The following is a 19,176-nucleotide window of genomic DNA, read 5'->3' on the forward strand; positions in this document are numbered from 1 at the left end:
TGAGCCTGCCCACGCGGGCCCCCGGCGCGGCGGTCCGCGCGCGGCACCTCCCCGCGGCTGCCCCGGACGTCCGGCGGATACCCTTCAGGGGTGAGCAGTGAGCAGAACCCCGCCCCGGACACCGCCGAAGCCCCCGCTACTCCCGGGCCGCGCCCGCGCCGGCTGACGTACGCGGCGGCGCTGGCCGCGCTGGAGGGGGCCGCCCTCGTGATCGGCGGCGTGTGGATCCTGGTCCTCGGGCTCACCGGCGACCCGAACGACCGTCAGCAGGCCGTGACCGGCGGAATCACCCTGCTGGTACTGGCACTGCTGCCGCTGCTCGCCGCGCGCGGCCTGCTGCTGCGGCGCGGCTGGAGCCGCGGGCCGGCGGTGATCACCCAGCTCATGGCCCTGCCGGTGGCCTACAACCTGCTCCAGGCCGACAGCATGGCCATTCCGGGCGGTATCGCCCTCGCCGTCGTGGCGGTCGCCGCCCTGGTGCTCCTGGTGAGCCCCGCGACGACCCGGGCGCTCGGGATCAAGGGGCCGGGCCGGGCCGAGTAGGCGGCCCGCTCCGGTCCGCTCACTCCTCCACCAGCAGCTTCTCCCGCAGCTGGGCCAGGGTCCGCGCCAGCAGCCGGGACACGTGCATCTGGGAGATGCCGACCTCCTGCGCGATCTGCGACTGGGTCATGTTCCCGAAGAAACGCAGCAGCAGGATCCGCTTCTCGCGGGGCGGCAGGTCCTCCAGCAGGGGCTTGAGGGACTCCCGGTACTCCACGCCCTCCAGCGCCTCGTCCTCGGCGCCGAGGGTGTCGGCCACCGCGGGGGACTCGTCGTCGGTGTCGGGGACGTCCAGCGACAGCGTGGAGTACGCGTTGGCGGACTCCAGCCCCTCCAGGACCTCCTCCTCGGAGATGGCCAGCTTCTCGGCCAGCTCGTGGACCGTGGGCGAGCGGCCGTGCAGCTGGGACAGCTCCGCCGTGGCCGTCGTCAGCGCCAGGCGCAGCTCCTGCAGCCGGCGCGGCACCCGGACCGCCCAGCCCTTGTCGCGGAAGTGCCGCTTGATCTCGCCGACGACGGTCGGGGTGGCGTACGTGGAGAACTCCACGCCGCGCTCCGGGTCGAAGCGGTCGACGGACTTGATCAGGCCGATCGTGGCGACCTGGGTGAGGTCGTCCAGCGGCTCGCCCCGGTTGCGGAAGCGGCGCGCGAGATGCTCGACGAGCGGCAGGTGCATACGGACGAGCTGGTTGCGCAGTTCCGCGTACTCCGCGCTGCCCGCGTTCAGCCGGCGCAGTTCGAGGAACATCGCACGGGCCCCGCTGCGGTCCTGGGGATCGTGCTGGGTGGCGTGCACGGCCTCGGCGCCCACCGCGTCGTCCTCCGCGTTTCGCTCGTGCTCGCTCATCGTCCCGCCCGTAGCCCTTCCCCGAGCCGCCTCCGCACGGGCGGCGGACCCAGATCCGCCGCGTGCCTTCGGAGGCGCGCTCTGCACGGCACCGTCGCCGGCGGCCTCAGCGGAGTCGTCCTCCGGGTGCGGCCTGGCCTGCTCGGGGATGCCGTCGACGCCGTCCGCCATGCGTCGGGCGCCGTCCGTGGGGCCTCGGCCCTCCGCGGGCAGCTCCCGTGTGCCGCGCTCTTCGTCCCGCACCGGCCCGTCCCCGTTCCTCACGCCGGCCCGGGGCCCGCGCCGCGCTGTTTGTAGAGGCTGATCGACACGGTCTTGTCCTCGTCGACGGCGGACGAGACCTTCCCCGCCAGTGCCGAGAGCACCGTCCAGGCGAAGGTGTCCCGCGAGGGGGCGTGGCCGTCGGTGGTCGGCGCCGACACCGTGACCTCGAGCGAGTCGTCGACGAGGCGGAAGACACAGCTGAGCACGGAGCCGGGCACGGCCTGCTGCAGCAGGATCGCGCAGGCCTCGTCCACGGCGATCCGCAGATCCTCGATCTCGTCCAGGGTGAAGTCCAAGCGGGCCGCGAGACCGGCCGTGGCCGTCCGCAGCACCGACAGGTAGGCACCCGCAGCCGGCAGCCGGACTTCCACGAAGTCCTGGGTCGCGGGCTCGCCTGCGATCTGGGACACCCCTCACCTCCATGGTGGTACAAGCTTTACGGGGCCGAGGGTCGCCCCCCGGGCTAACGCATACGTGGTTCCGCGGTGACGCTATCGCGCTCCGAACGTTTCTGTCCCCGGGGCCCCAACCCCCTGACGTCACTCACAGTAAAGCTGCGGACACGCTCCGTGTCTAGGGGGTCTGCGGGCCCAAATGGGAAGAGCGCGCGCCGGGTTGACGTACCCCGGCGTCACACGCCCGAACCGTCGGCGGTGGCCACTCCCTGAAGTGTCACACGAGTACGTGGTCGACGAAGCACCAGCGCCAGTCCTCGCCGGGCTCGAACGTCCGCATCACCGGGTGGCCGGTCTCCGTGTGGTGCCCCGTGGCGTGCCGTCCCGGCGAGGAGTCGCAGCAGCCGATGTGGCCACAGGTCAGGCAGAGCCGCAGCTGAACCGGATGTGTGCCCTGCGCGAGACACTCCGGGCACGTCTCGCTGAGCGGATCGGGTGGAGGGTGCGGCAGCGCGCCAGAGTGCGTGCACTGTTTCATGATTGCCAGGTTACGACGGGCGTGCGGGTGGCCGCGCGGAAAATCGAGGGTGGGCGAGGACCATGGACGTGATGCCGCTGCTCCTGCTGGTGGCGGGGAGTGCCGCGGTCGCGGGAGCGGCCCGGCGTACTCCGTTGCCGGCGCCCCTGCTGCTGGTCGCGGCCGGCCTGGCGGTCTCCTACATCCCCGGCGTGCCGCACTACCGGCTCGACCCCGAGGTGGTCCTGCCGCTCGTGCTGCCCCCGCTGCTGTACACCTCGGCGAGCGACAGCTCCTACCTCGACCTGCGGGCCCAGTTCAGGCCGGTGGCGCTGCTGTCGGTGGGGTACGTGCTGTTCGCGACCGTCGTCGTGGGCTGGGCCGCCCATCTGGTCATCCCCGGGATGCCGCTGCCCGCCGCCCTGGTGCTGGGCGCGGTGGTGGCGCCGCCCGACGCGGTCGCCGCCACGGCGGTCGCCCGTCGGGTCGGGCTGCCGTCCCGGATCACCACGATCCTGCAGGGGGAGTCCCTGCTGAACGACGCCACCGCGATCACCGCCTACAAGGTGGCGCTGGCCGCCGCCATCGGCGAGAGTGCCACCTGGGCGGACGGCATCGAGGAGTTTCTGATCGCGGCTGTCGGTGGTGTCGGCGTCGGCCTCCTGCTCATGGCGCCCCTGCACTGGCTGCGCACGCACCTGAGGGAACCGCTGCTGCAGAACACGCTGTCCCTGCTGATCCCGTTCGTCGCCTACAGCGTCGCCGAGCAGGTGCACGCCTCCGGCGTCCTCGCGGTCGTGGTCGTCGCCCTCTATCTCGGGCACCGCGCGTGGGAGGTCGACTTCGCCACCCGGCTCCAGGAGGAAGCGGTGTGGAAGATGGTCGCCTTCATCCTGGAGTCCGTCGTCTTCGCCCTGATCGGCCTCCAGCTTCCGGTCGTCCTGAAGGGCCTCGGTGAGTACGAGGGCGTCACGGCCGCCCGGTACGCGGTCGTGGTCTTCGTGGTCGTCGTGCTGGCCCGGTTCATCTGGGTCTACCCTGCGACCTTCCTGCCCCGCCTGTTGTCGGAGCGGATCAGAACGCGTGAGGAGAACCCGACCTGGCGGGGGGCGTTGGTGACCTCGTGGGCCGGGATGCGCGGAGTGGTCTCCCTCGCCATCGCGTTCTCCATCCCGCTGACCGTGCACGGCGGCCACCCCTTCCCGCAGCGCAACCTGATCCTCTTCCTGACCTTCACCACCGTCATCGGCACGCTGGTCATCCAGGGGGTGACCCTGCCGCCGCTGATCCGCCTGCTGAAATTCCCCGGCCGCGACCGGCAGGCGGAGACGCTGGCCGAGGCCAACGCCCAGGCCCAGGCCTCCCGGGCCGCGGAGAGCCGCCTCGAGGAACTCCTCTCCGACGAGCGCAACGCCCTGCCGCCGCCGCTCGCCGACCGCCTGCGCTCGGTGCTGGAACACCGCCGCAACGCCGTCTGGGAGCGGCTCGGCCAGGTCAACCCGGTCACGGGTGAGTCCGTCGACGACACCTACCGCCGCCTGTCCCGCGAGATGATCAGCGCCGAGCGCGAGGTGTTCGTCAGGCTCCGCGACAGCCGCCACATCGACGACGAGATGCTGCGCGCGCTGCTGCGCAGGCTCGACCTGGAGGAGGCGGCCGCGTACCGGGAGGCCGCGTAGGGCGACTCGACCGGCTGGTGGGTGGCGGGGCTACGGGAAGGGCCGCCCGGTGACCACCGCCGTGACCGTCGTCCCGCGCGCGAAGGCGCCCTCCTCGGCCAGGGAGACGAGTCCGTAGAGCATCTTGGCGACATATAGCCGCTCCACGGGCAGGGAATGGCGCTGCTCGAAGTCCTGTGCGAAGGCGTCGAGCGCGGGCGTCGTGCGGGCGTAGCCGCCGAAGTGGAAGCGGTCGTCCACGGACCAGTTCCCGCTGCGGGCGCCGAAGGCGTCCTCCTGCAGGGCCTGTACGTCGGCGGCCAGGAAGCCGCCCTTGAGCACCGGTATGCCGAGCGCCCGGCTGTCGGGGGGCAGCCCGGCGGCGAGTCCGGCGAGCGTGCCGCCGGTGCCGCAGGCCACCGCGACGACATCGGCCTGTCCGCCCAACTCCCTTCCCAGGGCCAGGCAGCCGCGCACGGCCGCGGCGTTGCTGCCGCCCTCGGGGACGGCGTACGCGTCCTCGGCCCCGGCCGCGCGCAGGATCGCGGCCAGGGTCTTCGGCTCGTGCTTGTGACGGTATGTCGATCTGTCGATGAAGTGCAGTCGCATGCCGTCGGCCGCGCACCGGGCCAGCGACGGGTTGAGCGGCCGCCCGGCCAGCTCCTGGCCCCGGACCACGCCGGTGGTGGGCAGCCCCAGCAGCCGGCCCGCCGCCGCCGTCGCGCGCAGATGGTTGGAGTAGGCGCCGCCGAAGGTGACCAGCGCCCGCCCCCGTGCCGCCTCGATGTTGGGCGCCAGTTTGCGCCACTTGTTGCCGATCAGCTCCGGGTGGATCAGGTCGTCCCGCTTGAGGAGCAGGCGCAGGCCGCGTCGGCCGAACCGGTCGTCCCGTACCTCCCGCAGGGGCGAGGGCAGGCGCGGGGCGAGCGGGTCGGTGCTGGTCACGCCCCCATTGTCGCCCGGCGGGGGCCGCGGACGGCTACGACTTCAGGCGATCCCTCACCCGTTCCCGCAGCCACGCCATCGAGAAGCCGCGCGGGTCCACCTTGCCCGGCTGCCACTCCAGGTGGCCGATCACCGACCGTTCCGTCCAGCCGTGGTGGCGGCACACGGCCGCCGCCGCCCGCGCGATCGCGTCCAGCTGCGCATCGGGCCACGGGTCGTCGCCGTCGCCCAGGTTCTCGCACTCGAAGCCGTAGAAGTGCCGGTTGCCGTCGGTGTTCGCCTCGTTGTCCGGCGGCAGCCGCTTCTCGCCGATCACGGCCCGCAGCACCTCGTCGTCACCGAGCCCGGCGTGGTTGGCGCGGCCGTAGCCGACCAGGTGGATCCTTCCGTCCTTGGTGATCACGCCGTGGCACAACGGGCCGGGGAGCGCCGCGTGCCCGTCGCGGCAGACCTCGACCGTGTGGGCGCTGCCGCGGGTCACCGTGTGGTGGATCATCACGCCGTGGACCGGGCCCCAGGGGCCCTTGTGGTTGCGGTTGTGGTGCCGCCAGTCGCCGACCTCGACGACCGTCGCGCCCTCCGCTCGCAGTGCGGCCAGAAACCCGCTCGCGGACATGGGTGGGGCCATGACCGCCTCCTTCGTGCTGTGCCCGGTCGGCCGCCGGTCGCGGCCCACTCGTAAGGCTGCTTCTACCGAAGCCGGACGTCCCGGACCACCTCCTTCGCACACCGTGCGAGCCGATCCGGACACGTGGCGCATCCCGGGTGGTGCTGGACAAGATCCCACTTTCTGCCCACTAGTGCGATGATCCATTCCCGCTCTTTCGGGTAATGGCACGGCTACGTTACGTAATGGAAGCTTGCTCGTGAGACCGGTGTGCGATTCGGCGCCGGGCATACATGAGAGGGCATCCCCATATGTCGGTAGGCGAAGAGGTCCGCACGGAGCAGGGCAAGCCGCAGCAGTCTCTCGGCACGGCGGCAGCGCGGAACCTGGCCACCACCACCAAGTCCGTTCCGCAGATGCAGGAGATCAGCTCTCGCTGGCTGCTGCGCACGCTGCCCTGGGTGGACGTCCAGGGTGGCACGTACCGGGTGAACCGGCGGCTGACGTACGCCGTCGGCGACGGCCGCATCACGTTCGTGAAGACCGGGGACCAGGTGGAGGTCGTCCCGGCCGAACTCGGCGAGCTGCCGGCGCTGCGCTCGTACGAGGACGACGAGGTCCTCACCGAACTGGCCCGGCGCTGCCGCCAGCGGAACTTCGCGCCGGGAGAGGTCATCGCCTCCTTCGGCGCCCGGACCGAGAAGGTCTACCTGCTGGCCCACGGCAGGGTCGAGAAGATCGGCTCGGGTCCGTACGGCGACGACGCGGTCCTCGGCGTCCTCGCCGACGGCGCCTATTTCGGCGAGGCGGCGCTGCTGGATCCGGACTCGATCTGGGAGTACACCGCCCGCGCGGACACCGCGTGCACGGTGCTGGTCCTCGGCCGCGAGGACTTCGAGCAGGTGGCCGAGCGCTCCGACTCGCTGCGCGAACACCTCCGGCGGCTGCGCTCCATCCCCCAGCAGCGGACCAACAAGTTCGGCGAGAAGGAGGTCGAGCTGGCCGCCGGCCACAGCGGCGAGCCGGACATCCCGCACACCTTCGTCGACTACGAGGCCCGGCCGCGCGAGTACGAACTGAGCATCGCCCAGACCGTGCTGCGCATCCACTCGCGCGTGGCCGACCTGTACAACCAGCCGATGAACCAGACCGAGCAGCAACTGCGGCTGACGGTAGAGGCGCTGAAGGAACGTCAGGAGCACGAGCTGGTCAACAACCGGGACTTCGGGCTGCTGCACAACTGCGAGTACGACCAGCGGATCCAGCCGCACGACGGCGTACCCGGCCCGGACGACATGGACGAGCTGCTCAGCCGCCGGCGGGGCACCAAGCTGTTCCTCGCCCACCCGCGCGCGATCGCCGCGTTCGGGCGTGAGCTGAACAAGCGCGGACTGGTCCCGGAGACCATCGACATCGGCGGCAGCCGCATCCCCACCTGGCGTGGCGTGCCGATCTACCCGTGCAGCAAGATCCCCGTCACCGCTGAGCGCACGACCTCGATCATCGCCATGCGTACCGGCGAGGCCGACCAGGGCGTCGTCGGGCTGAGGCAGTCAGGTATCCCGGACGAGATCGAGCCGAGCCTGTCCGTCCGGTTCATGGGCATCAACGAACAGGCGGTCATCAAGTACCTGGTGACGGCGTACTACTCGGCCGCGGTCCTGGTGCCCGATGCGCTCGGCGTGCTGGAGAACGTCGAGATCGGCCGGTGGAGGTGACGTCCGCGCACCGCGCCGCCGTGTCCCCGCCCTCCGGGGCGGGTACATCCTCGGGGGATGCGTTCACCCGGGGCGGGAGCGCCGCCGTCCGCGGGCATCGCGAGGGGGAGCCATGGCCGACTTCATGACGGAGACCAGACAGCGCGCACCCGGACCGCGTGAGCCGCGCGAGTCCACCGGTGGCGCCGCGGCCGGCCCGCCGGACGGGCAGGAGGCCACGGTGCTGCTGGAGCGGACCCGGGCCGTCGTGGACCCGGAACTGCGCGCGGCCGTCGACTCGTTGCCCGGTCCGATGCGCCGGATCGCCCGCTACCACTTCGGCTGGGAGCACGCCGACGGCACCGCGGCGGCGGGCAACGCGGGCAAGGCGATCAGGCCGGCGCTCGTCCTTGCCGCGGCCGCGGCACTCGGCGGCCCGGGAGCGAGGGCGGCGGCCGTCCGGGCCGCCGTCGCGGTCGAACTGGTCCACAACTTCACGCTGTTGCACGACGACGTGATGGACCGGGACACCACCCGAAGACACCGGCCCACGGCCTGGACCGTCTTCGGCGACGCCGACGCGATCCTCGCCGGGGACGCGATGCAGGCACTGGCGCTGCGGCTGCTCGCCGCGGATCCGCACCCGGCTTCCGGACCGTCCGTCGCCCGGCTCGCTGACTGTGTCGTCGAGCTGTGCGCCGGGCAGCACACCGACACGGCACTGGAGCGGCGCGCTCCCGAGGAGGTGACCCTGGGCGAGGTGCTCGCCATGGCCGAGGCGAAGACCGGCGCGCTGCTGGGCTGTGCCTGTGCGCTGGGTGCGCTGTACGCGGGTGCCGGGGAGGAGGAAGTGGCGGCGCTGGACGGCTTCGGGCGCCAGGCCGGGCTCGCCTTCCAGCTGATCGACGACGTGATCGGCATATGGGGCGACCCGCTGCGCACCGGCAAGCCGGCCGGTGCGGATCTCGCCGCCCGCAAGAAGTCCCTGCCGGTGGTGGCGGCGCTGACCTCCGGCACCTCCGCGGGAGCCGAACTCGCCGCGCTGTACGGCAAGCCGTACGCCGACGGGGAGGACGGGGACAGCGGGGAGATCGCGCGCACGGCCCTGGCGGTCGAGCGGGCCGGCGGCCGGGACTGGGCGCAGGCCGAGGCGGCCGACCGGATGGCCCGGGCGGTGCAGGAACTGGCCCGCGCCGTCCCCGCCCCGGAGACGGCGGGCGGACTGCTGGCCCTCGCCGAGTTCGTGACCCGGCGCAGCAGCTGAGCCGGCCGTCGCCCGACGGGCGGCCGAGGACCCCGGAGCCACCGGGACCGTGCGGTTCCTGACCCCGCGCGGTCACCGGGGCTCCGGCCCCGGGCGGGGCCCGCGCACCCCCACCGTGCGCGGGACCCGCCGTTTGCCCGCTCCAGCACCTCCGGTGGCACGCCGGCCACCCCGTCCACCGCGCGGAATGTCAGCCCGCGTGCGCCCTCCCGCGCCAGTACGGCCGCGTGCGCGAACTGAAGGCGGAGCAAGGCGGCCCGGACATCTACCTGGGCGGGGGCTCGCGGCTCGCCGGAACCCTGCTCGACGAGATCGACGAACTCGTCGTCAAGAGCTACCCGATCGTCTACGGCACCGGCATGCCGATGTTCGGCATCGGCCAGGGAATCACCCAGTTCGCCCTGGACTCGGTCCGCACCTTCGGCAGCGGGGTGACCGTGCGGACGTACCGCAGGGAGCGCTGAGTCCTCGCCCGTCCTACCCTGAGGACATGGGCAGCGAGAACAGGGTCTGTCCCGACTGCGGGCAGCCCGTCGAAACCGTCGTCGGCCGGCACAAGACGCTGGGCGCGTGGGTGCCGAAGTGGGGCCCCGGTCCCTGCCACAACCCCGACTGCGCGTCCCGCGCGGAGCACGCCAAGCCCGCCGTACCGGCCGCCCCGGACACCGGGACCGAGCCGTCACGGCCCGGTGGGTCCACCGCGCGACAGTCCTGAACCCGTGCCGAGCCCTCGCACCGGCCGCTTCTCGCCGTGTGCGCGGCCCGGCCGGGGCCGTAGCGTGGCCGCATGCCGAAGCTTCCGCACATCGTCCACATCACCGAACGCGCGCTGTGGGACGAAGCCCGCGCACGCGGCACCTACGAGGTGTCCACCCGTGGCCGCACCCTTCAGGAGCAGGGGTTCGTCCACTTCTCCACCCGCGAACAGCTCCCGCGCATCGCGGCCTTCCTGTACGGCGGGTACGAGGGTCCGGACGAGCTGGTCGTGCTGGTCGTGGACCCGGCCCTGCTCGGCGTGCCGGTGAGGTACGAGGCCATGCCGCCGAACGGCGAGGAGTTCCCGCACGTGTACGGGCCCGTCCCGGTCGGCGCCGTGGTGGACGTCGAGCCCTGGGGGTGACCGGCAGGAGGGCGCGCGCCGTCGGCGCCGGTGGCCCGGGCCGTGTGGGGAGGTCCCTCCGCGCGTACCCGACTACGGCTCCCCGGCCGCCGTCGGCAGCGCTCCTGTGCCGGGGTCGCGTCCGGTCAGGCAGTAGGTGCCGCCGGCCGGGTCGCGCATCACCGTCCAGTGCGGCCCGTCCTGGACGTGGGTGGCGCCCAGCCGCTCGTGCCGGGTCCGGGCCGCCCCGATGTCCGCGCAGGCGAGGTCCAGGTGGGCGGAGGCCGGACGGTCGTCGTCGATGCGCTGCAGCAGGATCCGCACCGGCTGACCGGCCGGCGGCCTGAGCACCCGGAACTCCGGTCTGGACCCCGTCAGCAGGTCCCAGCCGGTCAGCGCCGCCCAGAAGGCGCTCTCGGTGTCGAAACCGGCGGGCGGGATGTCCAGGCACACCTGGTCCAGGCGGCTGCCGTCGACGACCGGCGGCCGTACCTTCTCCCCCTGCCAGAGCCCGGCGCAGAACGGCTGCCCGCCCGGCGAGCGCAGCACGGCCCAGTCCGAGTGATCGGCGACCGTCACAGCGCCGAGTCCGGTGGCCGTCGCCATGAACGCTCGCACGTCGTCGACGAAGAAGTCGAGGTGGGCCCCGCCGTCCCCGTCGAGGACCCCTTGCAGCTTCAGGCAGGGATCCGCGCCGTCCGGCAGCAGCGTCACGAACTCCTGCCGCTCGCCCCGGAATCCGGAGAGCCGGGTGCCCGTGACCGCCGTCCAGAAGGCATGGGCCTCGGCGAGACGGCCGAAGGGGCGGTCGGCGAAGGCGTACGTCCAGCGGATGGTGTCCATGGCCGGGATCGTAGGGCGCCGGCCGCGTCGAGCGCGCGGAGTCTCAGCCCGACTCCGGGTCCACGGGCCAGCGACCCGTGTCCGGTTCCGCGGGCCGCTGGAGGAACCGCAGCATGTTCCCGGCCGGGTCGCGGAACGCGCAGTCCCGCACCCCGTACGGCTGGTCCGTCGGCTCCTGCAGCACATCGCCGCCGGCCTCCCGGACCCGCTCGTACAGCGCGTCGCAGTCGGCGGTGGTGAAGATGACGCCGCGCAGCAGCCCCTTGGCGAGCAGTTCGGCGATCGCCTGCTTGTCGGCCGCCGAGATGTCCGGGCTGGCACCCGGCGGCTCCAGCACGATCTCCACGTCCGGCTGCAGCGGCGAGCCCACGGTGACCCACCGCATCCCCTCGAAGCCCACATCGTTGCGGACCTCCATGCCGAGCACGTCACAGTAGAAGTGGAGTGCCTTGTCGTGGTCGTCCACGGCGATGAAGCACTGCTTGAGTTTCAGGTCCATGGCCTCACGCTAGGCGCAGCCGGGCCACCGTGCGCGGAAACTCCCGGCCGGAGCGATCGCGGAGGTGCGGGCCGGAACCGTTCAGTACGGCCGGCGGCGCGGCCGGGTGAGCGAGCGGGCCACGCAGGACGGGATCACCGCGCTCTCCTCGTGGGAGCCGGCCCGGTAGGCGCTCGGCGTCAGGCCGACCAGCTCGGTGAACCGGGAGCTGAAGGAGCCGAGGGAGGTGCAGCCGACGGCGAAGCACACCTCGGTCACCGTCAGATCGCCGCGCCGCAGCAGCGCCTTGGCCCGCTCCACCCGACGGGTCATCAGATAGCTGTACGGCGTCTCCCCGTACGCCTTGCGGAAGCTGCGCTGGAAGTGGCCGGGCGACATGTGGGCGCCCCTGGCCAGCTCGGTCATGTCGAGCGGCTCGGCGTACTCGCGGTCCATGCGGTCGCGCACCCGCCGCAGCCGTACCAGGTCCTCCAGGCTCATCCCGACAGCTTGGCACGGTGCGGCTGCGATACTCCAGCCATGAACACGGGGACGACAGCGGGCGGCCGACGGCCGGACCCGGCCGACCGGGCGAGCGCCGCGGAGTGGTCGACGCGGGCCGCGACGACCATGGACATCGAGACGATCGCCGAGCTGCGGGCCGAGGTGATGCGCCCGGACCTGGAACGCCTCGGACGCTACGACGAGCACCGGGTCCGGCAGCGGCTGCGGGACTCCTTCTCCACCCGGTACACGTCCGTCGTCCTGAGCGGCGGCGAATTCGCCGGCTGCGTCACGGTCCGGCCCGGCGCCGGGGACAGGCGGTGGCTGGAGCACTTCTACCTCGCCCCGCGTCATCAGGGCCGGGGGCTTGGCTCCGCCGTCCTGCGCACCCTGCTGGAGCACGCCGACGCCCAGGGGGCGACCGTCGCCCTGAACGTCCTGCGGGGCAGCGCCGCCCGCAGGCTCTACGAGCGTCACGGCTTCGTCGTGGAAGCCCAGGACCCGGTCGACGTGTTCATGGTGCGCCCGCCCGGCGGCATCGGTCTCCCGCTGTAGGTCCGCGGCCCGATCCGTCTCCCGCCGGCGCGTGCCAGCCTCGTCCCATGACGCATTCCTGGCCCGGTCACCTCGATGTGGGAGCGGTCCGGTTCGCCCGGCCGACCGCGCACTACGACGACGTCGTGGTCTTCTACCGCGACGTCCTCGGTCTGCCCGTGCTCGCCCAGTGGCGCGGCCACGCGGGCTACGACGGCATCGTCGTCGGTCTGCCCGGCACCCCGGTGCACATGGAACTCCTCCAGCACGGCGATCCGCCCCGCATCCCCGAGCCGCACCCCGAGAACCAGCTGGTGCTGTACCTGCGCGGCCCCGAGGCCGTCTCCGTCGCCGCCCGCCGGCTGGCCGGCCACGGGCACAGCCCGGTCCCCGCCGCGAACCCGTACTGGACCGAACGCGGCGCCGTCCTCTTCGAGGACCCGGACGGCTGGCAGGTCGTGCTGGCGCCCTGGGTCTTCGGCGAGGACCCGCCACCCCCGCCACCCGCGGTCTGACCGGCGCGACCGGCGCGGAAAAAGGTGCGCGAAGGACCGCACCCGGACCGTCAGGACGCCCTCGCGGGCATGCTGACGATCCGGGTGCGGGGAGGCGGACCTGGCGACCTGGAAAAACGGGTCACAGGCGTGATCGTGAGATCAGGCCTTCTTGGTCTCCCAGAAGATCTTGTCGATCTGCGCGATGTAGTCCAGCGCCTTCTGGCCCGTCGCCGGGTCGGTGGACGCCTTGGCGGCCGAGAGGGCCTTCAGGGTGTCGTTGACCAGCTGGTGCAGCTCCGGGTACTTCTCGAAGTGCGGGGGCTTGAAGTAGTCGCTCCACAGCACGGAGACGTGGTGCTTGGCCAGCTCGGCGCGCTGCTCCTTGATGACGGTGGCACGCGCCTGGAAGTGCGGGTCGTCATTGCCGGCCATCTTCTCCTGGACGGCCTTCACCGACTCCGCCTCGATGCGGGCCTGGGCCGGGTCGTACACGCCGCAGGGCAGGTCGCAGTGCGCGCTGACCTTGACCTTGGGGGCAAACAGGCGGGAAAGCATGGAGCATTCCTTCCTCGTGATCGTCTTCTCAGGTGCGACATTACTCCCTGAGGGACCTGTTTTCGTGAGTGCCCCCTAGGGCTTAGGACAAAAGTCCAGGGTCACACTGGACTGGTGGAGGAACGGACCGGGGAGGTACCGGGATGCCGGAGCTGTCGCAGGAGAGCGAGCGGGGGAGAACCGGGGCGCCCTTCGGGCTGGCCGAGGTGACGGGTCCGTCCATGGTGCCCACCCTGCACCACGGGGACCGGCTGCTCCTGCAGTACGGCGCCGCGGTCCGGCCCGGGGACATCGTGGTGCTGCGGCACCCCTTCCAGCAGGACCTGCTCGTCGTCAAGCGTGCCGTGGAGCGGCGGGAGGGCGGCTGGTGGGTGCTCGGGGACAACCCGTACGCCGGCGGTGACAGCACCGACTACGGGGTGGTGCCCGACGAACTGGTCCTGGGAAGGGCGCGGCTGCGCTACCGGCCGCTGCGGCCGGGTCAGCGTTCGCCGCTGGCGCTCGCGCGCTGGGTGTTCTCCGCGGCGAGACCGCTGCTCACCGACCGGTCGGCCTCCAGGCGTTTGCGGGCCCGGTAAGCGGCCACGTTGGCGCGGGTCGCGCAGCGGTCGGAGCAGTAGCGCCGGGAGCGGTTCGTGGACGTGTCGAGGTAGGCGTTGCGGCACGGGGCCGCCTGGCACAGGCCCAGCCGGTCGACGCCGTACTCGGTCAGGTGGAAGGCCAGGCCCATCGCCGCGATGGCCGCGTAGCCGGCGGTGGCGTTGGAGGGGTGGTCGGCCAGGTGCATGTGCCACAGCGGGCGGCCGTCCTCGTCGCGGTGGTCGTGGCCGGAGATCTGCGGGCTGACCGGGAACTCCAGCAGCAGTGAGTTGAGGAGATCGACGGCGAGGGTCTCGTCGCCCCGGTCGGCCGCCTCGAAGACCGAACGCAGCCGGGACCGCACCGAGCGGAAGCGGGTGACGTCGGCGTCGGCGGCGCGGCGGGCCGCCGAGGCGTTGGCGCCGAAGAGGTCGCGGACAGCCTCGACCGAGGTCAGGGAGTCCTTGCCCCGGACCGGCTCCTCGCTGTTGACGAGGCGTACGGCGTAATCCGAGTAATAGGCCAGTTCCACTTGTAGTCCTTACCGAGGCGCTCTATGGTCGTGTCTGCGGTCGGGTAACAGCCGGTCGTGCATCCAGGGTATTACGCGTGCGTGAGGAGACGGGGTTTTCCGTGACCACCAGTACCAGCACCGGAACCGACTGGGCCGCCTGGCAGGAGAGCTGGGACCGGCAGCAGGAGTGGTACATGCCGGACCGCGAGGAGCGCTTCCGGATCATGCTCGACATGGTCGAGGCGCTCGCCGGCACGGCACCGCGCGTACTCGACCTCGCCTGCGGCACCGGCACCATCACCGCCCGGCTGCTGGCCCGCTTCCCCGACGCCACCAGCACCGGGGTCGACCTCGACCCGGCCCTGCTCACCATCGCCCGCGGCACCTTCGAAGGCGACGACCGCGTCTCCTTCGTCACCGCCGACCTCAAGGACCCCGACTGGCCGGCGCGGCTGCCGTACGGCTCCTACGACGCGGTGCTGACCGCCACCGCCCTGCACTGGCTGCACAGCGAACCCCTCGCGGCACTCTACGGACGGCTCGCGGAACTGGTGCGCGCCGGCGGTGTGTTCATGAACGCGGACCACATGATCGACGAGAGCACCCCGAGGATCAACGCCGCCGAGCGTGCCCAGCGGCACGCCCGCATGGATCAGGCCAGACGGGACGGCGCGCTGGACTGGGCCGAGTGGTGGCGGGTGGCCGCCGAGGACCCGGTCCTGGCCGAGCCGACGGCCCGCCGCTTCGAGATCTACGGCGAGCACGCCGACGGTGACATGCCGGCCCCGGCCTGGCACGCGCGCGTACTGCGCGAGAAGGGCTTCGGGGAGGCGCGGCCGGTGTGGTGCTCGCCCTCGGACACGCTGCTGCTCGCGGTGAAGTAGGTCTGCGGCGCCCTGAGCGGACCTGGGCGCGAAAAGGCACGCGGTCAGACATGTCGCCCACCTCCCTGTGAATCCCCTGAATTCCGTTGACCGGCCGATCCGGCAGCCGACCGGCCAACGGGGTTGCGGCAGCAAATTCCTTGCGCTTTCTGAAGCTCGATGATCGGATGTGCACACCAAGGCCTCGGGGGGCTTGGAGAGGGGAAAGGGCCGAAATGCAATTTCGACCGCTGTCCCTGGTTACCGCGCTGACCATCGCGGGGGCCGGGACATTGATGGCGGGGACTCCCGCCAGCGCGTCCAGTCACAAAGTGTGTGCCATTGACCAGGGATCCGTCTACGACATCTGTTTCGACGCGGACGGGGACAAGTTCATCGTCAACGACCTGCGCAAGGACGACATGCGGGCCGTCGTGAAGTGGAAGGCGATGGACGGGTCGGGCCGTGTCGGCCAGTGCGCGGACACGGACGGGGCCTTCAACGACCCGAAGGTGTGCGACTACGACTTCAAGGAGGGGCCGCAGAACTACGTCCTGTTCACGGGCTTCATCCAGAAGGGCCCGCGGGGCGAGGCGAAGTTCATCTCGTACGCGTACACCGGGTACATCAGCGGCTGACGGCTGCGCCGAACTGAGGGGGAAACGTGAAACTCAGGCAGAAGGTTGCCGTGGGCGCAGTCTCGGTACTGGCATTCAGCGGCCTTCCGGTATTCGTGGCCGGGGCCCAGGCCGACCCGAGTTGTACCGTCAGCGCCACCGGTTCCACGAGCGGCAAGTCGTACACGGTCAACTTCACCAAGAACCCGTGCGGCCGAAAGGTTCGCGCCTATCTCGGCTGCATCTACACCGACACGTTCTACCGCACGAAGAAGTACGGGCGAACAATCACCGGGACGGGCAGCAGCAAGGCGACCTGCGACTCACGTGACATCATCGAGAAGCGGGGACACCAGGTCTACGTGCCCGGCCAGGGCTGGACCACGTACCTGCACTGAGCGGTGAGAAGGGCCGGTGCGGAAGGGTCTCCCCTTCCGCACCGGCCCTTTCCCGCACTCTGATGATCAGAGGACCTTCGACAGGAACGACTTCGTCCGGTCGTGCTGCGGATTCGTCAGCACCTCACGCGGATGGCCGGATTCCACCACCACGCCGTCGTCCATGAACACCAGCGAGTCGCCGACCTCACGGGCGAAGCCCATCTCATGCGTGACGACGATCATCGTCATGCCGTCCTCGGCGAGGTCCCGCATCACGTCGAGGACCTCACCGACCAGCTCCGGGTCGAGCGCCGAGGTGGGCTCGTCGAAGAGCATCAGCTTCGGCTGCATCGCCAGCGCGCGGGCGATCGCGACGCGCTGCTGCTGACCGCCGGAGAGCTGCGCGGGGTAGTGGTCCTTGCGCGGGCCGAGGCCGACCCGGTCCAGCAGCCGCTCGGCGCGTTCCCGGGCCGCCGCCCTGGACTCGCGTTTGACCTGGACCGGCGCCTCCATGACGTTTTCCAGAGCCGTCATGTGCGGGAAGAGGTTGAAGCGCTGGAACACCATGCCGATGTCCCGTCGCTGCGCCGCGACCTCCTTCTCCTTCAACTCGTGGAGCTTGTCGCCCTTCTGCCGGTACCCGACCAGGTCGCCGTCGACGTACAGCCGGCCGGCGCTGATCTTCTCCAGGTGGTTGATACACCGCAGGAAGGTCGACTTCCCGGAGCCGGAGGGGCCGATCAGGCAGAAGACCTCACGCTGGTTCACCTCCAGGTCGATGCCCTTGAGGATGTGCGCCAGCCCGAAGGACTTGTGCACGCCTTCGGCCTTGACCATGGGGCCGCCGCTCGTCCGGACGACGTCCTTGCTGAGACTGCTCATCGGGCCACCTCCGGGCGGCGGAACGAACCGAACAGACGGAGGTTCTTCTTCAGACGCTGGAACGGGGTCGGCGGCAGGGAGCGCGTCGAGCCGCGGGCGTAACGGCGCTCCAGGTAGTACTGGCCGATGCTGAAGACCGTGGTCAGGATCAGGTACCAGATCGAGGCCACGAAGTACATCTCCACGACCGCGAGCGAGGTACTGGAGATGTCCGTGGACCGCTTCAGGAGTTCGGGGAACTGCACCGAGTAGGCCAGCGACGAGGTCTTCAGCATGTTGATGAACTCGTTGCCCGTCGGCGGCACGATCACCCGCATCGCCTGCGGCAGGATCACCCGGCGCAGTGTCTTGCCCTGGGTCATGCCCAGCGCGTGCGAAGCCTCCGTCTGTCCCAGGTCGACCGACTGGATGCCGGCCCGGACGATCTCCGACATGTAGGCGGCCTCGTTCAGACCCAGACCCAGCAGAGCCGCCAGGAACGGGGTCATCACCTGGTTCATCTCGTCCTTGTAGAACCCCAGGTTGAGGATGGGGAACACGAGCGAGATGTTGTACCAGAGCAGCAACTGCACCAGTACCGGTGTGCCGCGGAAGAGCCAGATGTACAGCCACGCCACGGTGCTGGTGACGGGGTTCGAGGACATGCGCATCACCGCGAGGATGATGCCCAGGGCGAGGCCCAGGACCATCGCGAGCACCGAGATGTACAGCGTGTGCCAGACACCGGACAGAATCGTTCCGTCCGTGAGGTAGTCCGGGATGACGCCGTAGTTGATGTTCGCGTTGGAGAAGGCGAGGCCGATCAGCACCAGGACGGCGATGACGGCGACACCGGCCACCCAGCGGCCGTAGTGGCGCACCGGGATGGCCTTGATCTGCTCCGGTGGCACCGATGGCGCCGGAGTCTTGTCGACCGTGTCAGTCACAGTGACAGCCCTTCAGTGTTGCCGAGACTGTTCAGGAGCCGCCGTTGATCTTCGCCTCGGTGACCCCGCCCTGCGTGACGTTCCACTTCTCGAGGATCTTCTTGTACTCGCCGTTCTTGATGATGGCGTTCACGGCGGCCTGGATGGCGTCCCGGAGCTGGGTGTCGTCCTTGCTGACCGCGATGCCGTACGGACCGGCCTCGATCTGCTCGCCCACCACCTCGAAGTCCTTGCCGCCGCCCGAGGTCTTGGCGTTGTAGGCGGCGACCGGGAAGTCGTTCAGGTCGGCGACGGACGCGCCCTGCTTCAGGCGGAGGAGCGCCTCGGGGTCGGTGTCGAAGGTCTGCAGCGTGATGGCCTTCTTGCCGTCCTTCTTGCACTTGGTGTTCTGCGCCTTGGCGATGCCCTCGGACGTGGTGCCGCGCTGCAGGGCCACGACCTGCCCGCACAGGTCGTCCAGCGTCTTGATGCCCTTCGGGTTGCCCTTCTGGACCAGGATCGAGGTGCCGGCGGTGAAGTAGTCGACGAAGTCGACGCCGTTGCCGACCTTCTTGCCGGTGTCGGAGTCGATGCCGTTCTGGCGGTCCTTCGTGTCGTTCATCGCGGACATGATCGCGCTGGCACGGCCGCTCTGCAGACCCACGATGAGCTGGTCGAACTTGCCGTTCTGGAACTCGAACTTCACACCCAGCTGCTTGCCGAGGGCGTCCGCGACGTCGGGGTCGATGCCGACGGCCTTGCCGCCCTGCATGTACTCGACCGGCGGGTACGCGATGTCGGAGCCCACCTTGATGACGCCGGCCTTCTTGATGTCGGCGGGGAGCTTGTCGGCGAGCGGCGCGTTGGCGGAGGACGACGTGGTGGAGCCGCCGTCGTTGCCCTTGTCCGTCTGGTCACCGCAACCGGTGAGGATCAGGGCGCCGGCGACCGCGATCGCACCGACCGCTGCAGTCCGGGCGCGGGCGGAAGTACGACGGGTGGAGCTTGCGGTCATGGTGGTTCCTCCGGCGGGTGGAGAGAGGTGCCGATGGGTCGACGGAAACACACCCCTTCGGGTGTCGCGACCTCGTGGGTTTACGGCATCTTGCCATTCGGGTTAGCCCATCCAGGGGAGTCGCAATGTCAAAATCGGATAACGGGTGATCCCCCAACCACGTCAGGACGGCCC

25 protein-coding genes and 1 pseudogene are annotated in these 19,176 nt (G+C 70.9%); 13 read left to right on the forward strand and 13 right to left on the reverse strand.

Translation table 11 applies throughout. From position 1 onward, the window contains the following. Nucleotides 1-90: 90 nt before the first annotated feature. Nucleotides 91-543 carry a hypothetical protein gene (locus AB0924_RS09535; RefSeq protein WP_366911065.1) on the forward strand — a complete coding sequence of 151 codons (453 nt, stop codon included), beginning with the start codon at nucleotides 91-93 and terminating at the stop codon, nucleotides 541-543. Between the two features lie 19 nt (nucleotides 544-562). On the opposite strand, the gene AB0924_RS09540 is transcribed toward AB0924_RS09535, so the two are convergent. The 3 genes from AB0924_RS09540 to AB0924_RS09550 form a co-directional block, all read right to left on the reverse strand. Then, nucleotides 563-1,654, reverse strand: coding sequence for an RNA polymerase sigma factor SigF (locus tag AB0924_RS09540; protein WP_358927569.1), 1,092 nt, complete (start codon nucleotides 1,652-1,654; stop codon nucleotides 563-565). Further along, nucleotides 1,651-2,064: an anti-sigma regulatory factor gene (locus tag AB0924_RS09545; protein WP_004925829.1), complete on the reverse strand. Its 414-nt coding sequence runs from the start codon at nucleotides 2,062-2,064 to the stop codon at nucleotides 1,651-1,653. Before AB0924_RS09545 ends, AB0924_RS09540 begins: the two co-directional genes overlap by 4 nt. Before the next feature lie 262 nt (nucleotides 2,065-2,326). Further along, nucleotides 2,327-2,587 (reverse strand): UBP-type zinc finger domain-containing protein, encoded by a 261-nt coding sequence (locus AB0924_RS09550; protein ID WP_358927570.1) that lies wholly within the window; start codon nucleotides 2,585-2,587, stop codon nucleotides 2,327-2,329. Nucleotides 2,588-2,649: 62 nt separating this feature from the next. Here AB0924_RS09550 and AB0924_RS09555 point away from each other — a divergent pair, with 62 nt between their 5' ends. Then, nucleotides 2,650-4,245 carry a Na+/H+ antiporter gene (locus AB0924_RS09555; RefSeq protein ID WP_358927571.1) on the forward strand — a complete coding sequence of 532 codons (1,596 nt, stop codon included), beginning with the start codon at nucleotides 2,650-2,652 and terminating at the stop codon, nucleotides 4,243-4,245. Nucleotides 4,246-4,275: 30 nt separating this feature from the next. Here the strand turns inward: AB0924_RS09555 and AB0924_RS09560 are convergent, their stop codons facing one another. Further along, nucleotides 4,276-5,169, reverse strand: coding sequence for a pyridoxal-phosphate dependent enzyme (locus AB0924_RS09560; RefSeq protein WP_366911066.1), 894 nt, complete (start codon nucleotides 5,167-5,169; stop codon nucleotides 4,276-4,278). 34 nt (nucleotides 5,170-5,203) lie between these two features. After that, nucleotides 5,204-5,797, reverse strand: a complete 594-nt coding sequence (locus AB0924_RS09565; protein ID WP_358927573.1) for an N-acetylmuramoyl-L-alanine amidase — start codon at nucleotides 5,795-5,797, stop codon at nucleotides 5,204-5,206. A gap of 290 nt (nucleotides 5,798-6,087) precedes the next feature. Between AB0924_RS09565 and AB0924_RS09570 the strand changes: the two genes are divergently transcribed. The 5 genes and pseudogenes from AB0924_RS09570 (at nucleotide 6,088) to AB0924_RS09590 (ending at nucleotide 9,857) form a co-directional block, all read left to right on the forward strand. Continuing rightward, nucleotides 6,088-7,494, forward strand: a complete 1,407-nt coding sequence (locus AB0924_RS09570) for a family 2B encapsulin nanocompartment shell protein (RefSeq protein ID WP_366911067.1) — start codon at nucleotides 6,088-6,090, stop codon at nucleotides 7,492-7,494. A 112-nt stretch (nucleotides 7,495-7,606) separates the two neighbouring features. Further along, on the forward strand, nucleotides 7,607-8,737 hold the full coding sequence (locus AB0924_RS09575; RefSeq protein WP_366911068.1) for a family 2 encapsulin nanocompartment cargo protein polyprenyl transferase: 1,131 nt from the start codon (nucleotides 7,607-7,609) through the stop codon (nucleotides 8,735-8,737). A 221-nt stretch (nucleotides 8,738-8,958) separates the two neighbouring features. Next, a pseudogene (locus AB0924_RS09580) lies at nucleotides 8,959-9,201 on the forward strand (dihydrofolate reductase family protein); the annotation flags it as partial. Between the two features lie 26 nt (nucleotides 9,202-9,227). After that, nucleotides 9,228-9,452, forward strand: coding sequence for a hypothetical protein (locus AB0924_RS09585; protein WP_358927576.1), 225 nt, complete (start codon nucleotides 9,228-9,230; stop codon nucleotides 9,450-9,452). 72 nt (nucleotides 9,453-9,524) lie between these two features. Continuing rightward, nucleotides 9,525-9,857, forward strand: coding sequence for a DUF952 domain-containing protein (locus AB0924_RS09590; protein ID WP_358927577.1), 333 nt, complete (start codon nucleotides 9,525-9,527; stop codon nucleotides 9,855-9,857). 72 nt (nucleotides 9,858-9,929) lie between these two features. Here AB0924_RS09590 and AB0924_RS09595 read toward each other — a convergent pair whose 3' ends face one another. From AB0924_RS09595 to AB0924_RS09605, 3 genes are all read right to left on the reverse strand, one after another. Then, on the reverse strand, nucleotides 9,930-10,679 hold the full coding sequence (locus AB0924_RS09595) for a VOC family protein (RefSeq protein WP_358927578.1): 750 nt from the start codon (nucleotides 10,677-10,679) through the stop codon (nucleotides 9,930-9,932). 43 nt (nucleotides 10,680-10,722) lie between these two features. Continuing rightward, nucleotides 10,723-11,178, reverse strand: a complete 456-nt coding sequence (locus AB0924_RS09600; protein ID WP_358927579.1) for a VOC family protein — start codon at nucleotides 11,176-11,178, stop codon at nucleotides 10,723-10,725. An 81-nt stretch (nucleotides 11,179-11,259) separates the two neighbouring features. Further along, entirely contained in the window at nucleotides 11,260-11,658 is a 399-nt protein-coding gene (locus AB0924_RS09605) for a helix-turn-helix transcriptional regulator (RefSeq protein WP_358927580.1), read from the reverse strand. Between the two features lie 129 nt (nucleotides 11,659-11,787). Here AB0924_RS09605 and AB0924_RS09610 point away from each other — a divergent pair, with 129 nt between their 5' ends. Both AB0924_RS09610 and AB0924_RS09615 read left to right on the forward strand, forming a co-directional pair. Further along, the gene (locus tag AB0924_RS09610; protein WP_366911119.1) at nucleotides 11,788-12,216 is read left to right on the forward strand and encodes a GNAT family N-acetyltransferase; all 429 of its coding nucleotides are present in this window, start codon (nucleotides 11,788-11,790) and stop codon (nucleotides 12,214-12,216) included. Between the two features lie 47 nt (nucleotides 12,217-12,263). Further along, a complete protein-coding gene (locus AB0924_RS09615) occupies nucleotides 12,264-12,710 on the forward strand; it encodes a VOC family protein (RefSeq protein WP_366911069.1) in 447 nt (148 codons plus the stop codon). A 141-nt stretch (nucleotides 12,711-12,851) separates the two neighbouring features. Here the strand turns inward: AB0924_RS09615 and sodN are convergent, their stop codons facing one another. Next, nucleotides 12,852-13,247, reverse strand: coding sequence for a superoxide dismutase, Ni (gene sodN / locus AB0924_RS09620; protein ID WP_004983535.1), 396 nt, complete (start codon nucleotides 13,245-13,247; stop codon nucleotides 12,852-12,854). A 143-nt stretch (nucleotides 13,248-13,390) separates the two neighbouring features. On the opposite strand from sodN, the gene sodX reads away from it, so the two are divergent. Beyond that, nucleotides 13,391-13,825 (forward strand): nickel-type superoxide dismutase maturation protease, encoded by a 435-nt coding sequence (sodX, locus tag AB0924_RS09625; protein ID WP_358927582.1) that lies wholly within the window; start codon nucleotides 13,391-13,393, stop codon nucleotides 13,823-13,825. Here sodX and AB0924_RS09630 read toward each other — a convergent pair. Then, nucleotides 13,729-14,358 carry a CGNR zinc finger domain-containing protein gene (locus AB0924_RS09630; RefSeq protein ID WP_358927583.1) on the reverse strand — a complete coding sequence of 210 codons (630 nt, stop codon included), beginning with the start codon at nucleotides 14,356-14,358 and terminating at the stop codon, nucleotides 13,729-13,731. The two genes, sodX and AB0924_RS09630, sit on opposite strands and share 97 nt — an antisense overlap. A 101-nt stretch (nucleotides 14,359-14,459) precedes the next feature. Here AB0924_RS09630 and AB0924_RS09635 point away from each other — a divergent pair, with 101 nt between their 5' ends. The 3 genes from AB0924_RS09635 to AB0924_RS09645 all read left to right on the forward strand — a co-directional run bounded on the left by AB0924_RS09635 (nucleotide 14,460) and on the right by AB0924_RS09645 (nucleotide 16,218). Continuing rightward, on the forward strand, nucleotides 14,460-15,224 hold the full coding sequence (locus tag AB0924_RS09635; protein ID WP_358927584.1) for a class I SAM-dependent methyltransferase: 765 nt from the start codon (nucleotides 14,460-14,462) through the stop codon (nucleotides 15,222-15,224). A 311-nt stretch (nucleotides 15,225-15,535) separates the two neighbouring features. Beyond that, complete coding sequence (locus AB0924_RS09640; RefSeq protein WP_358927585.1) at nucleotides 15,536-15,841, forward strand: hypothetical protein; 306 nt, start codon at nucleotides 15,536-15,538, stop codon at nucleotides 15,839-15,841. A 50-nt stretch (nucleotides 15,842-15,891) separates the two neighbouring features. Next, a complete protein-coding gene (locus AB0924_RS09645) occupies nucleotides 15,892-16,218 on the forward strand; it encodes a hypothetical protein (RefSeq protein ID WP_358927586.1) in 327 nt (108 codons plus the stop codon). Nucleotides 16,219-16,284: 66 nt separating this feature from the next. Here the strand turns inward: AB0924_RS09645 and AB0924_RS09650 are convergent, their stop codons facing one another. Genes AB0924_RS09650 through AB0924_RS09660 form a run of 3 tightly spaced genes read right to left on the reverse strand, consistent with a single transcriptional unit; the run spans nucleotide 16,285 to nucleotide 19,002 of the window. Further along, entirely contained in the window at nucleotides 16,285-17,082 is a 798-nt protein-coding gene (locus AB0924_RS09650; protein WP_366911070.1) for an amino acid ABC transporter ATP-binding protein, read from the reverse strand. After that, a complete protein-coding gene (locus AB0924_RS09655; RefSeq protein WP_358927588.1) occupies nucleotides 17,079-18,008 on the reverse strand; it encodes an amino acid ABC transporter permease in 930 nt (309 codons plus the stop codon). The genes AB0924_RS09650 and AB0924_RS09655 overlap by 4 nt, the downstream gene beginning before the upstream one ends. Nucleotides 18,009-18,039: 31 nt before the next feature. Beyond that, a complete protein-coding gene (locus AB0924_RS09660) occupies nucleotides 18,040-19,002 on the reverse strand; it encodes an ABC transporter substrate-binding protein (protein WP_358927589.1) in 963 nt (320 codons plus the stop codon). Nucleotides 19,003-19,176 lie beyond the last annotated feature (174 nt).

This window comes from Streptomyces sp. NPDC047869, assembly GCF_040704065.1.
GTDB lineage: Bacteria > Actinomycetota > Actinomycetes > Streptomycetales > Streptomycetaceae > Streptomyces.

Coding starts and splice junctions, on each gene's coding strand:
- AB0924_RS09585 (WP_358927576.1), top strand. CDS start 9,228: ATGGGCAGCGAGAACAGGGTCTGTCCCGACTGCGGGCAGCCCGTCGAA.
- AB0924_RS09605 (WP_358927580.1), bottom strand. CDS start 11,658: ATGAGCCTGGAGGACCTGGTACGGCTGCGGCGGGTGCGCGACCGCATG.
- AB0924_RS09575 (WP_366911068.1), top strand. CDS start 7,607: ATGGCCGACTTCATGACGGAGACCAGACAGCGCGCACCCGGACCGCGT.
- AB0924_RS09590 (WP_358927577.1), top strand. CDS start 9,525: ATGCCGAAGCTTCCGCACATCGTCCACATCACCGAACGCGCGCTGTGG.
- sodX (WP_358927582.1), top strand. CDS start 13,391: ATGCCGGAGCTGTCGCAGGAGAGCGAGCGGGGGAGAACCGGGGCGCCC.
- AB0924_RS09650 (WP_366911070.1), bottom strand. CDS start 17,082: ATGAGCAGTCTCAGCAAGGACGTCGTCCGGACGAGCGGCGGCCCCATG.
- AB0924_RS09600 (WP_358927579.1), bottom strand. CDS start 11,178: ATGGACCTGAAACTCAAGCAGTGCTTCATCGCCGTGGACGACCACGAC.
- AB0924_RS09595 (WP_358927578.1), bottom strand. CDS start 10,679: ATGGACACCATCCGCTGGACGTACGCCTTCGCCGACCGCCCCTTCGGC.
- AB0924_RS09610 (WP_366911119.1), top strand. CDS start 11,788: ATGGACATCGAGACGATCGCCGAGCTGCGGGCCGAGGTGATGCGCCCG.
- AB0924_RS09565 (WP_358927573.1), bottom strand. CDS start 5,797: ATGGCCCCACCCATGTCCGCGAGCGGGTTTCTGGCCGCACTGCGAGCG.
- AB0924_RS09555 (WP_358927571.1), top strand. CDS start 2,650: ATGGACGTGATGCCGCTGCTCCTGCTGGTGGCGGGGAGTGCCGCGGTC.
- AB0924_RS09570 (WP_366911067.1), top strand. CDS start 6,088: ATGTCGGTAGGCGAAGAGGTCCGCACGGAGCAGGGCAAGCCGCAGCAG.
- AB0924_RS09615 (WP_366911069.1), top strand. CDS start 12,264: ATGACGCATTCCTGGCCCGGTCACCTCGATGTGGGAGCGGTCCGGTTC.
- AB0924_RS09550 (WP_358927570.1), bottom strand. CDS start 2,587: ATGAAACAGTGCACGCACTCTGGCGCGCTGCCGCACCCTCCACCCGAT.
- sodN (WP_004983535.1), bottom strand. CDS start 13,247: ATGCTTTCCCGCCTGTTTGCCCCCAAGGTCAAGGTCAGCGCGCACTGC.
- AB0924_RS09660 (WP_358927589.1), bottom strand. CDS start 19,002: ATGACCGCAAGCTCCACCCGTCGTACTTCCGCCCGCGCCCGGACTGCA.